This is a genomic window from Nocardia salmonicida NBRC 13393 (assembly GCF_001613085.1).
In the GTDB taxonomy this organism is placed as follows: domain Bacteria; phylum Actinomycetota; class Actinomycetes; order Mycobacteriales; family Mycobacteriaceae; genus Nocardia; species Nocardia salmonicida.
Genome location: NZ_BDBR01000034.1, coordinates 1 through 13,627, shown reverse-complemented (window position 1 = coordinate 13,627; position 13,627 = coordinate 1). Strand labels below are relative to the sequence as shown.

General features: G+C 64.0%; 16 protein-coding genes and 1 pseudogene. 9 read left to right on the top strand and 8 right to left on the bottom strand.

From position 1 onward, the window contains the following. Positions 1-258: 258 nt before the first annotated feature. Positions 259-429, top strand: coding sequence for a hypothetical protein (locus NS1_RS27745; RefSeq protein ID WP_157125418.1), 171 nt, complete (start codon positions 259-261; stop codon positions 427-429). A 451-nt stretch (positions 430-880) separates the two neighbouring features. On the opposite strand, the gene NS1_RS27740 is transcribed toward NS1_RS27745, so the two are convergent. The 3 genes from NS1_RS27740 to NS1_RS27735 form a co-directional block, all read right to left on the bottom strand. Continuing rightward, positions 881-1,678, bottom strand: coding sequence for a SigB/SigF/SigG family RNA polymerase sigma factor (locus NS1_RS27740; protein WP_062989180.1), 798 nt, complete (start codon positions 1,676-1,678; stop codon positions 881-883). A 49-nt stretch (positions 1,679-1,727) separates the two neighbouring features. Next, the gene (locus tag NS1_RS40320; protein ID WP_157125417.1) at positions 1,728-1,889 is read right to left on the bottom strand and encodes a hypothetical protein; all 162 of its coding nucleotides are present in this window, start codon (positions 1,887-1,889) and stop codon (positions 1,728-1,730) included. 196 nt (positions 1,890-2,085) lie between these two features. Next, entirely contained in the window at positions 2,086-2,607 is a 522-nt protein-coding gene (locus NS1_RS27735; protein WP_255284717.1) for a dihydrofolate reductase family protein, read from the bottom strand. On the opposite strand from NS1_RS27735, the gene NS1_RS40995 reads away from it, so the two are divergent. The 7 genes from NS1_RS40995 (at position 2,594) to NS1_RS27705 (ending at position 8,243) form a co-directional block, all read left to right on the top strand. Beyond that, the gene (locus NS1_RS40995) at positions 2,594-2,824 is read left to right on the top strand and encodes a hypothetical protein (RefSeq protein WP_169812844.1); all 231 of its coding nucleotides are present in this window, start codon (positions 2,594-2,596) and stop codon (positions 2,822-2,824) included. The two genes, NS1_RS27735 and NS1_RS40995, sit on opposite strands and share 14 nt — an antisense overlap. 163 nt (positions 2,825-2,987) lie before the next feature. Then, on the top strand, positions 2,988-3,206 hold the full coding sequence (locus tag NS1_RS27730) for a hypothetical protein (RefSeq protein WP_062989178.1): 219 nt from the start codon (positions 2,988-2,990) through the stop codon (positions 3,204-3,206). Positions 3,207-3,444: 238 nt separating this feature from the next. Continuing rightward, on the top strand, positions 3,445-4,641 hold the full coding sequence (locus tag NS1_RS27725; RefSeq protein WP_062989176.1) for a zinc-dependent alcohol dehydrogenase: 1,197 nt from the start codon (positions 3,445-3,447) through the stop codon (positions 4,639-4,641). A gap of 209 nt (positions 4,642-4,850) precedes the next feature. Beyond that, on the top strand, positions 4,851-5,525 hold the full coding sequence (phoU, locus tag NS1_RS27720; protein WP_062989174.1) for a phosphate signaling complex protein PhoU: 675 nt from the start codon (positions 4,851-4,853) through the stop codon (positions 5,523-5,525). An 86-nt stretch (positions 5,526-5,611) separates the two neighbouring features. Continuing rightward, on the top strand, positions 5,612-6,169 hold the full coding sequence (locus NS1_RS27715) for an STAS domain-containing protein (protein WP_062989172.1): 558 nt from the start codon (positions 5,612-5,614) through the stop codon (positions 6,167-6,169). Positions 6,170-6,214: 45 nt separating this feature from the next. Then, complete coding sequence (locus NS1_RS27710) at positions 6,215-6,412, top strand: hypothetical protein (RefSeq protein ID WP_062989170.1); 198 nt, start codon at positions 6,215-6,217, stop codon at positions 6,410-6,412. Positions 6,413-8,054: 1,642 nt separating this feature from the next. After that, positions 8,055-8,243: a hypothetical protein gene (locus NS1_RS27705; protein ID WP_062989168.1), complete on the top strand. Its 189-nt coding sequence runs from the start codon at positions 8,055-8,057 to the stop codon at positions 8,241-8,243. 21 nt (positions 8,244-8,264) lie between these two features. Here the strand turns inward: NS1_RS27705 and NS1_RS27700 are convergent, their stop codons facing one another. Together NS1_RS27700 and NS1_RS27695 are read right to left on the bottom strand one after the other, a co-directional pair. Beyond that, entirely contained in the window at positions 8,265-9,515 is a 1,251-nt protein-coding gene (locus NS1_RS27700; RefSeq protein WP_062989166.1) for an arginine deiminase, read from the bottom strand. 27 nt (positions 9,516-9,542) lie between these two features. Next, entirely contained in the window at positions 9,543-10,982 is a 1,440-nt protein-coding gene (locus NS1_RS27695) for a basic amino acid/polyamine antiporter (protein ID WP_062989164.1), read from the bottom strand. 300 nt (positions 10,983-11,282) lie between these two features. Here NS1_RS27695 and NS1_RS27690 point away from each other — a divergent pair. After that, positions 11,283-11,816, top strand: a pseudogene (locus NS1_RS27690) (IS30 family transposase); the annotation flags it as partial. Between the two features lie 130 nt (positions 11,817-11,946). Here the strand turns inward: NS1_RS27690 and NS1_RS27685 are convergent. The 3 genes from NS1_RS27685 to NS1_RS27675 all read right to left on the bottom strand — a co-directional run. Next, complete coding sequence (locus tag NS1_RS27685) at positions 11,947-12,801, bottom strand: alpha/beta fold hydrolase (RefSeq protein WP_062989162.1); 855 nt, start codon at positions 12,799-12,801, stop codon at positions 11,947-11,949. A 44-nt stretch (positions 12,802-12,845) separates the two neighbouring features. Continuing rightward, the gene (locus NS1_RS27680) at positions 12,846-13,289 is read right to left on the bottom strand and encodes a VOC family protein (RefSeq protein ID WP_062989160.1); all 444 of its coding nucleotides are present in this window, start codon (positions 13,287-13,289) and stop codon (positions 12,846-12,848) included. A gap of 29 nt (positions 13,290-13,318) precedes the next feature. Next, positions 13,319-13,627, bottom strand: a 309-nt coding sequence (locus tag NS1_RS27675; protein WP_169812845.1) for an acyl-CoA dehydrogenase C-terminal domain-containing protein, incomplete at its 5' end; no start/stop codon positions are given.

Below are 13,627 nucleotides of genomic sequence, written 5' to 3'. Positions count from 1 at the left end.
GAGGTCGTCGGGCACGCGGCGGGTCGTGTCGTTCATCGGCTGTGCAGTCTCCTCGAGGGTGTTGAAGTGAGCGCCCACGGCGCCGTGACTGCTCGTCGGATCGGCGGCGTGGCCATAACGCTAGGATGAGGGGCGACCGCGACGGAAGAATGTTGCGAAATGTTGCGCAACTGTGAGCCATTGGCCCATCCGCACCCCGGAAACACCAGGATGAACGGGGGGCGGCAGATCCCGCAACGCCTTTGGGGAGGGGCGGTCATGAGTTTGTTGTTCGTCGTCTTGAACGCATGTGGTGGAGAAATGGCCATCGCCGCGGTCGTCGGGTTGATCACCTCGGACGTGTCGGAGCCCGATGGGAGCGTAGCGTTCGTTTCCGCGATTCTCATAGGTTGCGCTTCAAGCATGGGCGAAGCTGCGGCGTTCAAGTAACGCGCAACGAGCCACCCCTGTCTGAACGAATTCAGGGGCGCCTTCGTTCGGCTCAACTGCGCTGCAACACTTCCCGGCGCCCTGGTGACGAGGCTGGCGGTCGACACACTGAAAGGTTGGCCGCGGACGCGAGGTAGATGGGGCACAAAGCAGGCTATGAACTTCCTGGAGAATCGAAAGCTGTCCCGCCCGCTTCACCGCCCGCCCCACGAGGCACCGGCGTGAACCGGGCATTCATTCCGGTCGCGGCCCGATACCGATTGAAGAGCGGCTGGCTTCTCTCGGGCCGCGAACGGAGGACCCGACATTCGCAGCGATGCCGAATCATCTGATATTCGATGCCCGCGAGCCCGCGGACTGGCAACCGAACGACAAGACAGCTCGTTGCCGACTCACAAGTGGGGCGGACGGACTGCGAGGTGGGTAAGACCGTGCAGACGATGGTGGAAGTTCAAGCCGCGGGCGCGAGGTGGTCGTCGGTGGTCTGGGCACGCAGATCACCCAGCAGTCTGCCGAGTTTGCGAGACACGCTCATCTGGGAGATACCGAGTCGTTCGGCGATCTCGCCTTGGGTGAGGGTGTCGTAGAACCGCCAGATCAGCAGCTGCTGATCGTCGGCCGACAACTGCGCCAACAAGGGCGCGACGGTGATCGTGTCTTCGGCCAGTTGGAAGCGGGGGTCTTCGTCGCCGAAGGTGTCGGCGATCGTCATGCTGGGATCGCCATCGGTGTCGCGTGCGGGGGTGTCGAGGCTTCGTGTCTGGAAGGCGTTGGCCGCGACCAGGGTTCGGGCGATATCGGTGATCGGAACATCGAGTTCGGTCGCGAGTTCTTCGGCGGTGGGGGAGCGGTGCAGTCGACGGGTCAGCTCGTCGGTCATCACTCTGACCTTGCCCTGCAGTTCTTTTTCGCGACGCGGCACGTGCAACGGCCAGATGTGGTCGCGGAAGTGTCGGCGTACTTCACCCATGACGGTAGGGACCGCGAAACCCAGGAACGGTGATCCGGTGCTCACGTCGTAGCGGTCGACCGCCATGACTACGCCGAGACGTGCGGTCTGGAGCAGATCGTCGAATACTTCACCGCGGCCGGCGTACTTGCGGGCGACGTTCTCGGCCAGCGGGAGGCAGATCTCGATGATTTCCTCGCGCAGCGCGTCGTGTTCGGGGCTGTTCGGGTCGGTCAGCGCCAGGTGTTCGAACAAGGGTTCGGCGTGTTCGTAGGTGGGGCGGGCGGCGGTGGTGGGCATGCGGATCAGCTCCTGGCGTTCGAAATGCTCAACGGTGGGAGAAGGTGCACTACAGGCCGTTGAGGCCCAGCATTTTGGAGGACATCGTCATCGCCGCGCCCAGGCTGACGGCGCCGAAGAAGGCTACGGTCAGCGACCCGGTCAACGCGGCCAGACCCATCAGGAAGAACACGCCGGTCGCCAACACGAGGGTTGTGCTGGTCAAATCCATGCTCGGCGTCCTCGGTGTCCGATTCCGTGAGTTGGTCATGAATGAAGGGTTGACCGTCGTGGAGACGAACAAACCGGAACCGGTCGAAGAATCTTGATGCGGTGACGATTCCGGGCTTCCGAATTGGAAACACCAGCGCCACAACGGTATTGCTCACCTGGGAACAGATGGCCAACCGCTGCCGAGCCCGCGGTTGTCAGGCCCGGTAGTAGTGCAGCGAAACGGTACTGGAGCCAGGGAATGTGGTAGCGGCGGCAAGGTGCCAACTCGATGCGAAGTCGTCGGGGAACAGTCGTAGGCCGCCGCCCAGGGTTGTGGGGACAACAGTCAGGTAGAGGTCGTCAACGAGACCCACACCGAGTAGGCCTTGAATGATGCTGGCGCTGTTGAGAACCAGGATGTCGCGGCCCGGAGCCTCTTTGAGCGCGCGCACCTCCGTCTCGAGGTCGCGACCGATTCTGGCGTTGCCCCATTCAGTTTTGTCGAGGTCGGCCTGCTGCAAGGTCTTGGTGAACACGACCTTCTCGGCAGTGGCGAGCCACTGGCCGAGATCGCGGGTACGGGCGGAGCTGGTCGGGTCCTCGGTCAAGCCGGGCCACACCGAAGTGAAGCCTTCCCAGTTGACGCGGCCGAGCACCGCGGTACTGGCACCGCGCCAGATGCCTTCGTAGTAGAGCTCGCTCTGCCCGCTCAGGATGTGGTCCATGCACCAGCTCATGTCGTCGTCGGATCCGGTGCTGCTGTATCCATCCATCGACACGGTGACCTCGGCCGCGACTCTGCGACCGGCACTGTGGGCGCTGTTCGACATGTGCGATATCCGTTCTTCGTCCGGTTCGTGGTTCATGTGCAAACGGACTTTCGTTGTCGACCTCATCGCTGCCCTGCTCGGGCGCACCCGGCGTGCACGCGACGACTTCGTCCGGCCATCGTGATGTGTGTCGCAAGCCCAACGAGGATTCAACAGAACCGGCGAACACCGTGATCGCCGCAACCCCGGCACACCGCGCCGACGTCGGGCCTGCCGCCTGCGCTCGTTTGCCTGCATGACTTCGGGGTAGTTCGAAGCGACTACGCATCGATGAGGAAGGAACAGCGATGACCGCAGCCGACGATACCTCCGACACCACACAAAACACCGGCACCGACGCCCAGCAGCGTGATGCCGTCCCCGGTTCGGCACCGCAAGCGACGGGATCGGCGCCGAACATCGAACCCGACTTCGCTGGTATCGGGACGCCGGGTGTCGACAGAAAATCAGGAAATTCGGGCGACGCGGCAGACGAAGTCGAACAGGAATCCGACACATCCGAGTGAGTCGCTCGACCAGTGAGCTGAGCGACCGACCCCGGCCGGGGTCGGTCGACTGAGAATCTCCGAGCGCCTATGACGCCGCGATCCGGACAGTCCCAGGATCTGCCACCTACCCCGGCGGACATTGCTCGAGCCAGGCGAACCGGCTCGCGCATCCGGATTGGTCCTGCGAAGGCCGGGTAGGCGCTATCTACGAGCTGTACCGACGTCGAGTATTCGCAGACGACCAGGAGAGGCAGTGATGAAGGCAGTCACGTGGCAAGGCAAACGTAAAGTCGCCGTGGACACGGTGCCCGATCCCGAGATCGAGGCCCCCACCGACGCCATCATCAGGGTCACTTCTACCGCGATCTGCGGCTCGGATCTGCACCTGTACGAGGTACTCGGCGCGTACATGAGCGAAGGCGACATACTCGGCCACGAACCGATCGGCATCGTCGAAGAAGTCGGATCGGCGATCACCGACCTCGCTGTCGGCGATCGCATCGTGGTTCCGTTCCAGATCAGCTGTGGCCACTGCTATATGTGCGACCACGGTCTGATGACCCAGTGTGAGACGACGCAAGTGCGCGAACAAGGCAGCGGCGCGGCACTGTTCGGCTACTCCAAGCTCTACGGTCAGGTCCCGGGCGGTCAGGCGGAATACCTGCGAGTACCGCACGCGGACTTCACCCACATCAAAGTACCCGCGGGGCCCGACGACACCCGATTCCTCTACCTGTCCGACGTCCTCCCCACCGCGTGGCAGGCCGTCGAATACGCCGCGGTGCCCGAGGGAGGCTCACTCACCGTGCTGGGTCTGGGCCCGATCGGCGATATGGCCTGCCGGATCGCAGCCCAGCGTGGCCTGAAGATCTTCGGGGTCGACCGGGTGCCCGAACGGCTCGCTCGCGCAGCGCGATTCGGAGTCGAGACCATCGACCTCGACGCCGCAGGCGGTAAGGTCGCCGACATCATCCGTGACGCCACCGACGGGCGCGGCACCGATGCGGTGATCGACGCGGTGGGTATGGAAGCCCACGGTTCCCCGGTCGCGGCCACCGCGCAATGGTCGGCCTCGCTCCTACCGGACGCGGTGGCGGAAAAGCTGATGAACACCGCGGGTGTGGACCGCTTGGCGGCGCTACAGCTCGCTATCGACATCGTCCGACGGGGCGGCACGATATCTCTGGTCGGCGTCTATGGCGGCATGCTCGATCCCTTACCGATGCGAGTCCTGTTCGACAAGCAGATCCAACTCCGGATGGGGCAGGCCAACGTCAAGCGATGGGCCGAGGACATCATGCCGTTGCTGGGCGATGACGACCCGCTCGGCGTGGAAACCTTTGCCACCCACCGGCTCCCGCTCGCATCCGCACCCGAGGCGTACGAGATGTTTCAGCACAAGACCGACGGGGCCGTCAAAATAGTTCTCGACCCCGCCATTCAGCCGGGCTGAGTGAGGGAAGTGGCATCGGGAACTGCTCCCCGGACTCCCAGCGGTCAGTTCACCGGCCACACAACTTCTCCAGCGACTGGCCCTCCCGTACTCGGCTATCGAGGCAGGACCGGCGCGACTCGTGACGGGGGGCACGGCAACGACCAGCGCGACACGATGGGTCTCGGCAGGACTGGGCCCTCCGACACCCTGATGGGCGAAGATGAGCTATGCGGACACGCTTCCATGAAGATCTCGAGCAGCTCGCAAACCAGCTCCACACAATGTGTCTGCGTGATCGCGCGGCCATCGCGGCGGCGACAGGTGGACTACTCAACGCCGATCTGGAACAGAGCGAGCGGGCTATCGAGATCTGTCAGGAACTCGACACTTTGCGCGATCAGTGCGAACACACTGCCGTGGCGCTATTGGCGTTGCAGTCCCCGGTGGCCGGCGAGCTTCGCAAAGTAGTCACCGCGATCCAGTTGGTCGCCAACCTGCACAGAATGGGCGCCCTGACCGAGCACATCGCCGACATCGCGCGCCGCCGACACCCGGAACACGCGGTCCCAGAATCCATGCACTCGATCGTGGCCCGGATGGGTGCGGCGGCAGTAGCGATGGCGACGGCCGCCGCCGCGGTCCTGGCCTCCGGCGACCCCGAGGACGCCGCCCAGTTCGATGCCGAGGACGACACCATGGACCGGTTGCACCATGAACTGCTGACCGCTGTGCTCGCCTGCGACGGGCACAGCAGCAAGGCAATGGTTGTCGACATGACGTTGCTGGGCCGATACTACGAGCGGTTCGCCGACCACACCGTCGAAGTCGGCCACCGAACGATCTTCATGGCCACCGGCTGCACCCCCGAGGGATGGGCCGCTGCCCGACCCCGCGACCAGTAATGCCCCCACTTGGACACGCCTGAAATCACAGGTAACAGCAGCGTCACGACCGCTGACAAACAGGAATCGACGTGCTGAAATGGGCAATGTCAGTCGATCTTGACTGCACAGGATCGACCGAGCAGCAGTGGGGCCTGCCGGTGCCCCGAGGAGGCGTACTTCTCGTGGATTCCCGATACAGCGACATTGAAGAATATTTTCCTGTTCTCGATGGTGACCCCGTCGATACGTGTGTACGCCTGAGCGCGGAACTGCACTCGCTGAGCACGATCACGGTCTTGACCGTGCACGGCGAACTCGACGCCTACACCCAGAACCGGTGGCGCTACATACTCGACACCGCGCTCACCGCGGCCGAGGAATCCGGGCGCCTGGCCGTCGACATCGGTGACGCCCATTTTCTTGGGTGCGGATCGGCCCTGGACTTGGCCCGTCGCGCCCAACTCGGCGCTGCCCGCGGCATACAGGTCAGCGTGGTCGCCCCGGTGCCGTCGGTCCTGGACCGTATCGTCACCATCACCGGGCTGACCGAATGGCTGCAGGTGCACCACGAGCTGGCCGAAGTGCTGACCTCAGGTTCCTCCCACCGGCGCGCAGGGAGACCGCCGCCTAGACCGACTGCGCTCGCGCTGCGGCAAGCGTGATTACGACCGTTCATTTCGACGGCATCGACACGAGGACATCGGCTCATGAACCACGATCTCGAACACAGCCCTGCCCGCACCACCAACTCCGACGATGATCCAGAATTGACGTCGCTACGCTGGCCCGACCCCAGCCCGTTGCAGTCCTGGTGGGACAAGGTGATGGGTGGCGGATCGCCACTGGCCAAGCCTGGAACTGGCCGTAGGGGCGGTCAACAGGCGCCCCTGCTGCGTTCGGCGTGAAAGACCGCCCGCAGGGGCATTGACCTTCAGTTCGGGCTCTCGGCCGGTGCGATCCAAGCGCGGGCGGGAAAGTGCGGTAGGGGTGACGCGCCCGCTGACGCACGTTGTGAGACAGCCTGATGCGCTGGACTCAGCCTACGAGCACCGGCTGGATTTAGTGGAGTCGCACGGCTCGGCCCCGGATCACCGGGCCCGAGCCTGGCCGCCGGGGATGGATGGCGGCCTTGCGTGCCGATGGCGTGGCACGCCATCGGCTCGTGTTTTCCCGCCTCACGCTAGTTCGGACCTACGCACGTCGGGCGATCACGTACTCTCCGTCGTTGAACGCGGCGTCACTGCGACCTGGATTCGCGCGGCCGGTCCTCGGCTTTGCGTACGCCGCTGTGGTGGCCCTCCTCTACGCCCTTGTCCGTGGCCTCGGTTTCGGAGGCCCGCGATGCGGGTTGCTCGTCAGCTGGGGAGGTGGTGGCGCCCCCGGGGGTGCTATCGGGGGCAGGTCCTTTGAACTTCGAATCGGTCACCGGGTGTACAGCGCCTGCGGTATCGGCGCCGGTCCCTTCGCCCGCACTGGTGCTCGTAATTCTTCCTTCGGCGCTTGTTCGGCGGCCCTCATAGGGAGGTATGGCCGGTTCCGCGTCTTCCGGAGGGCGCGTCCCGGTCCCGCCGATGTCTTCTTCCGCCGCGTTGTGGTCGCGAGTCGAGGTGACTTCTTCTTGGTCGAATGTGCCGGCGGGGCGATCGGCCGTTCCTGCGCCGGGTGTATCCGACCCGGTATCTCGCGAACCTTTGGCTCCTCGTTCGGATTGAGGCTCTTCAGATAGATGTTTGCTGGACATAGCTCCATCGTCTCCTCGTATAGAGCGCTGGATTATCGACCCTGCATTTCCAGGGTGATGCCGGGATCAACCGCAGTCAAGCCATCGCGAGGACGACTGCGGCTGAATGAATCGGGATATTAAAGCCTGTTCTGCAGGGCGGGTATACCGATGCCCGGATCGGGGTGGTGGCTCCCATAGCCTGCGCACGATTTTCGCGTTGGCCGAACTAATCCGGCAGGGCTGGCGCTCGGTGTAGCGATCAGCGTGGTCGAATCGAGACCGTATACGGTGACCGGCCGCGTCGTCGATATGACCGGCTTGACTAACTGGCTACCGATCTACCCCGAACTCCTCGACGCCCTGGCCGCGGCTCAGTCCGAGCTCGCCCCGGCGGCTGCTGGAAGTCCTTGCGCACCGCTACGGGCAAGTCGTCACCGCCTATCGATACTGCGTTCGTGTTGCGGCCGGACCCCAGCCCCTTGCAATCGTGGTGGAGACAGGTCATGCGCGAGGACCTCATCGCGCCTGCGCCCGGCGGCATACGTAAGGAACGGCGTCAGATGATCGATCGGATCTGTGCGGAGTGCACGCCCTCGGACGGCGCAGACCTCGGGATCTGGTTTCCGATGGGATCACACGAACGGTGGCTTGCCGCCGACCGGGTCTGGTGCGCATGTCGGGGTCCAGTTCGTTCGATACCGAAGCATCGATACCGTTTGATGACAGGGCTGAATGGAATGGTCGGCTCGTCGGACACGATGACCTGCAGGTCTTCCTCTGGATTAGCGCGACGGCTTCAGCAGAAAGTTCATTCGGGGCGCCTGGTGCCCACGCGCGCGGGTCGTTCGAGTCCATGGCAGGAACCGGGTCTGCCCCGGCGTCGCGGGCACGACGAAGGGGCGCTGGGCCAAATCACCAGCGGCGCCACCGTCAACGCTACGGTCGCCGAACGGGATTCGGACGGCGGCGGCGCGGTGTTCCACGACAACCGGGTCGAGGTGCGTCCACGCTGATCGCTGCGCCTCCGGGCCCGCTCAGAACTCGACGGCGTCGCGGATCAGCGGACAGGTCATGCAGTGGCCGCCGCCGCGGCCGCGACCGAGTTCGGCGCCGACGATGGTTATCACTTCGACGCCTTCCTTGCGCAGGGCCGCGTTGGTGTGGGTGTTGCGGTCGTAGGCGAACACGACACCGGGTTCGACGGCGACCAGATTGTTGCCGCTGTCCCACTGCTGGCGTTCGTTGGCGTAGTAGCCGCCGCCGGTCTCCACCACCCGCAGCTTCGGCAGGTTCAGCGATGCGGCCACCACATCGAGGAACGGCGCGGTCTCCTCGACCACCTCGACACCGGGTGCGCGGTCGCTGGGCCGCAGCGAGAACGGGTGGATGCTGTAGACGATGTCGGGGTACACCGTGACCAGGTCGCGGTCGGCGAAGGTGAACACGGTGTCGAGGTGCATGGCCGAGCGCAGCTTCGGCATCCCCGCCACGATCACGCGCTCGGCGGCACCGACTTCGAACAGCGACGCGGCAACCTGGCTGATCGCCTGCCGGGACGTCCGTTCGCTCATCCCGATCAGAACAACCCCGTTGCCGACCGCCATCACGTCGCCACCCTCGAAAGTGGCCAGCCCCCAATCCTGTTCGGGATCACCCCACCAGACTTTCGCTCCGGTGAAGTCGGGATGGAAGGCGTAGATCGCGGCCATCAGCAGCGTCTCGTCGTGCCGAGCGGGCCAGTACAGCGGATTGAGCGTGACGCCGCCGTAGAGCCAGCACGTGGTGTCGCGGGTGTAGAGGGTGTTCGGCAGCGGCGGCATCAGATACTCGCGGACCCCGGTCTGTTCGCGCGCCAGCGCCAAGTAACCGGAACGGAATTCGGCGGGCAGGTCCGCGGTCGCGAGTCCGCCGATGAGGTAGGTCGCCAGGGTGCGGTCGTTCACCGAGTCCAGGTAGGCCCTGGTGTCGTCGATCAGCCCGAGCCCGACTTCGTTGGCCACGATCTTGCGGTCGAGAATCCAGTCCTTCGCGCCGGGCACGGCGAGGGTTTCGGCGAGCAGATTGTGGAGTTCGACCACCTCGACGCCGCGATCGCGCATCTTCGTCATGAAGTCGAAGTGGTCGCGTTTGGCGTTCTGCACCCACAGCACGTCGTCGAAGAGCAGGTCATCGCAATTGGTCGGAGTGAGCCGCTCGTGTGCCAGGCCGGGCGCGCATACCAGTACCTTGCGCAGCGTGCCGACTTCGGAATGGACGCCGAACGCGGTGGCGGGGGTTCCAGTCATTTCTGCTCCTCGAAAGGTCGGACGGACTCAGATCGAGATGGCGCCGGTCGCCAGGCCGACGATGCCGATGACGGCGCCGAGGGCGACCGCCGCGAACATGACTGCCTCCCAGGGTGAGAAGACCCGCTTGCCCGCCTCCCGGCGGGTCAGGGCGAACAAGATGGTGCCGGGCGCGTAGATGATGCACGACAGCAGCAGGAATTCGAGCCCGGCCGCGACGAGCATGAACGCGGTGTAGAAGGTGGCGACGAAGGCGATGACGAGCTCTTTGGTGCGGTCGCCCGGCTGGATCCGCTCGTAGGTCTCCCTGGTGTAGGCGAGTTTGAGCGCGTAGGCCGCGGCCAGCAGGTACGGCACCAGCGACAGCGAACTGCACAGCTTGAGGGTGAAGGTGAACGCGTCGTCGGAGAACAGCGTCGTGACCAGCACGATCTGGATCAATACGGTGGTGAAGATCAGCGCGACCACCGGCACATTCGCGAGGTTGACCCGGGCCAGGAACGACGGCATGTCCCGGTCTTTCGCCGCCACGAACAACACCTCCGCGGCCATCAGCGTCCAGGCCAGGTAGGCGCCGAGGACCGAGATGATCAGTCCGATACTGATGAACCAGGCACCCCAGGTGCCGACGGCCGATTCGAAGACCGGCGACATCGACGGCTGCTGCGCCACGGCGAGTTCGTCACGCGGCATGATGCCGAACGACACCATGGTCACTGACGCGAAAATAGCCAGCACGCTGAGGAATCCGAGCACGGTGGCGCGACCGATGTCCTCGCGCTTGCGCGCGTACCTGGAGTACACGCTCGCACCCTCGATGCCGAGGAACACGAAGACTGTCACCAACATGGTCGAACGCACCTGTTCGACCAGCGATTCGGAATACGCGTCGCCACCCCAGAAGTTGTCCGCGAACACAGCGGGGTCGAAGAAGAACAGCAGCACCACGATGAACACCAGGATCGGCACCAGCTTTGCCACTGTGACGATCTGGTTGATGGTGGCGGCTTCCTGGATCCCGCGCAGCACCATGAAATGGAACGCCCAGATGCACACCGTCGACAGCAGCACCGCGGGAACGGTGTTGCCCTCGCCGAAGATGGGCAGCACCTGCCCGAGGGTGGACTTGATCAGCACCCAGTAGCTGACGTTGCCGACACAGGCGCTCGCCCAGTACCCGAACGCGGAGAAGAAACCGAGGTACTCACCGAAGCCGGCCTTTGCGTAGGCGTAGACACCGGCGTCGAGGTCTGGTTTGCGCACGGCCAGCGTCTGGAAGACGAACGCCAGCATCAACATTCCGGTGCCGGCGATCGACCAGGCGATGATCGCGCCGAATCCGCCGGTGGCCTGGCCGAAGTTGCGCGGCAGCGAGAACACGCCCGCACCGACCATGGAGCCGACCACCATCGCCGACAAGGTCAGCAACGGCATCTTCTTGGTCGCGGTCTGTTCCGAGGCTGTCATCGCGCTAGTCCTCCGGCTCGGTGCTGGCGATGGGGTGGACGTGGGCCGAGTCACCGGCGACGAGTGTGGCAATCATCGCGCATACCAGCATCGGAGAGCCCTGGACCTGCCGTTTAACTCGGCTGTCCACGCGACCTCCCGCTGCGATGTCGATGTCCGGCAAATTTTAGGCGACCGTACGTCGTTGGCAACGGTGTCGAGCGCGTGTCGCGACCATGAGACGATCGGCAACGCCGGTGAAACCGACCATCACATCCCGACTTCAAGGACGGTTGCCGACTGCAGTGAACGTGCGACCAGCGCACGCACCGGTTCATCGACGAGATGGTCATGATCAGCGACCGGCCGGCTGAAATCGAAGACCGTGCGGTGCCAGGGACTTGGGAGGGCGACTTGATCACCGGTGAATACAACAAGTCCGCGATCGCCACACTGCTCGAGCGGACCACCCGCTACACGATGCTGGTCCACCTGCCCTGCGGCCACGATGCCGAATCGGTCCGTGATGGCCTGATCAGTACGATCTCGACCCTGCCCGCACATTTACGCGGGTCGCTGACCTGGGACCAGGGCAGCGAAATGGCTCGGCACAAACAGTTCTCGATGGCCACCGACATGGCCGTCTATTTCTGTGACCCGGCCAGTCCTTGGCAGCGGGGCACCAACGAAAACACTAACGGGCTTTTGCGTCAGTACTTCCCCAAAGGCACCGACCTGAGCATCTACGGACCCGAGGACCTTCAACATGTCGCTGCGCAACTCAATGACCGACCACGCAAAACGCTCGACTGGGATACCCCAGCCGAGCGTTTGCGTGATCTACTGACCGCCTAACACCAGCGGTGTTGCGGCGACCCCTAGAAACCGCCTCACGGCCTCTATGTCGGTTAACCCGCACATGGTCTGCCAGGTCCTCGCCGCGGCCACCACGCCGACTCGACCGGGTTGACGATGATGACCAGAGCTAGCGCTCGAGGAATTCCTTGGTGATTCGCTGGAAGGGCTGTTTGGCTTCTGCGAATACCCAGTGGCCGCAGTGAGGGAGGACGTGAAGCTCTGCATGGGGGATAAGGCGGAGGGGGAGTTGGGCCATATCAAGGGGGCATTGTCGGTCGTCAGCGCCCCAGAGCATGAGAGTCGGGCACTCGACCTTGTGCAGCATGGCCCAGTACGGTGGGGTTTTCGATTGCGCCTGTGATTGTTCTTGCAGCGCAGCAGCTTTCGAGCCATACATCGACTGCAAGGTCTTCAGTGCCTCGGGTTCGGATGCGGCCTTCCACCGTTCTTCGATCAGTTCCTCGGTGACCAATTCCCGGTTGTACACCATGCAGTTCAGCCAGCGTACGAGCGCCTCCCGACTAGGGTTGTCGGCGAACTCCCGTAGCAACAGCGTGCCCTCGCTCGGTCCGGGACTGATGATATTTGTGCCGAGACCGCCGATCGCCACCAGCTTGTCGACCCGGGCGGGGTGTGCAAGTGCGAGCATCGCGCCTACCACGCCGCCCATCGAGTTGCCTACGATCGCGGCGGACTCGATGTCGAGAGCATCCATGAATCTCGATACCGACTCGACGGCAGTGAGAACCGGATGAGCTCCAGGCACGGGATCGCTCGCCCCGAATCCGGGGAATTCGAGGATGTAGCAGTGGAAGTCCTCGGCGAAGTCTGCCAGATTCCCGCCGAAGTTGCGCCAGCCGTTGACGCCGATACCCGAGCCGTGCAGCAAGATCAGCGGCGGACCGTCACCGGCCTCGTGATAGCGCAGAACCCCCTTATCGGTGTGCACTTCCTTCAGTGTCGTCTCGTATCCCACATCCACTCCTACATACTAGAACATGTTCTAACTATCGCTGCCGTGCGGCGTCAGCGCCGAAGCTCGAGAACTACCCCCGCTCGTTTGGCGGTATCGAGGTAGGTGAAGCCTGTGCGGTCGTCGCGCCGACCGGACATCAGGACCGGGATCCCCGCTCCGCCAGCTGTTCTGGTAGCGGTGTCGACGTCGTCCACCGCGAATCCCACGTGGAAGACGCCGCCGCCGGTTCTCTCCAGAAACCGCCGCTGTGGGGTGTCGCCGGGGCCTGGCTCGACCAGTTGGATCTGCAGCCCGTCGACGGCGTCGGTGTAGACGTATCGCAGCTCGAGGAACGCCCGTCGATCGGGTACGTTGAGCTCGTCGTTGTCATACTGTGACAGCTGTGGGTAGTTATGCCAGCCACCTATCCCGATACTTTCGTAGAAGGCGACTGCATTGTCGACGTCCGCTACTACGAGGCAGATGTGGTGTACATGGTTGAACAGTTCATTCATCGGCGAATCCTGTAGTTCCGCAGCTTCGCTCAGAAGGCTGCTTCGTCGAGTTCCATGATGTCGTTGTCCAGGTTGGCGAGGATCGCGCGAGTGGCGGTCAGCTCAGGCAGGACGTTGCGGGCGAAGAACTGCGCCGAGGCGACCTTGCCGGTGTAGAAGGCGACGTCGGAGCCGGTGGCGCCGTTGTCGAGGGCGGTCAGCCCGATCTCGGCCTGGTTCAGCAGCATCCAGCCGATGAACAGGTCGCCGACGGCCATCAGGAAACGCACCGAACCGAGGCCGACCTTGTACAGCTCGGTCGGCTGCTCCTGCGCGCCCATCAGGTGGCCGGTCAGGGT

Bases quoted from the DNA above. Each gene is read 5' to 3' on its own strand.
- NS1_RS27745 (WP_157125418.1), top strand. From the start codon at position 259: ATGAGTTTGTTGTTCGTCGTCTTGAACGCATGTGGTGGAGAAATGGCC.
- NS1_RS27740 (WP_062989180.1), bottom strand. From the start codon at position 1,678: ATGCCCACCACCGCCGCCCGCCCCACCTACGAACACGCCGAACCCTTG.
- NS1_RS40320 (WP_157125417.1), bottom strand. From the start codon at position 1,889: ATGGATTTGACCAGCACAACCCTCGTGTTGGCGACCGGCGTGTTCTTC.
- NS1_RS40995 (WP_169812844.1), top strand. From the start codon at position 2,594: ATGCACCAGCTCATGTCGTCGTCGGATCCGGTGCTGCTGTATCCATCC.
- NS1_RS27735 (WP_255284717.1), bottom strand. From the start codon at position 2,607: ATGAGCTGGTGCATGGACCACATCCTGAGCGGGCAGAGCGAGCTCTAC.
- NS1_RS27730 (WP_062989178.1), top strand. From the start codon at position 2,988: ATGACCGCAGCCGACGATACCTCCGACACCACACAAAACACCGGCACC.
- NS1_RS27725 (WP_062989176.1), top strand. From the start codon at position 3,445: ATGAAGGCAGTCACGTGGCAAGGCAAACGTAAAGTCGCCGTGGACACG.
- phoU (WP_062989174.1), top strand. From the start codon at position 4,851: ATGCGGACACGCTTCCATGAAGATCTCGAGCAGCTCGCAAACCAGCTC.
- NS1_RS27715 (WP_062989172.1), top strand. From the start codon at position 5,612: ATGTCAGTCGATCTTGACTGCACAGGATCGACCGAGCAGCAGTGGGGC.
- NS1_RS27710 (WP_062989170.1), top strand. From the start codon at position 6,215: ATGAACCACGATCTCGAACACAGCCCTGCCCGCACCACCAACTCCGAC.
- NS1_RS27700 (WP_062989166.1), bottom strand. From the start codon at position 9,515: ATGACTGGAACCCCCGCCACCGCGTTCGGCGTCCATTCCGAAGTCGGC.
- NS1_RS27695 (WP_062989164.1), bottom strand. From the start codon at position 10,982: ATGACAGCCTCGGAACAGACCGCGACCAAGAAGATGCCGTTGCTGACC.
- NS1_RS27680 (WP_062989160.1), bottom strand. From the start codon at position 13,289: ATGAATGAACTGTTCAACCATGTACACCACATCTGCCTCGTAGTAGCG.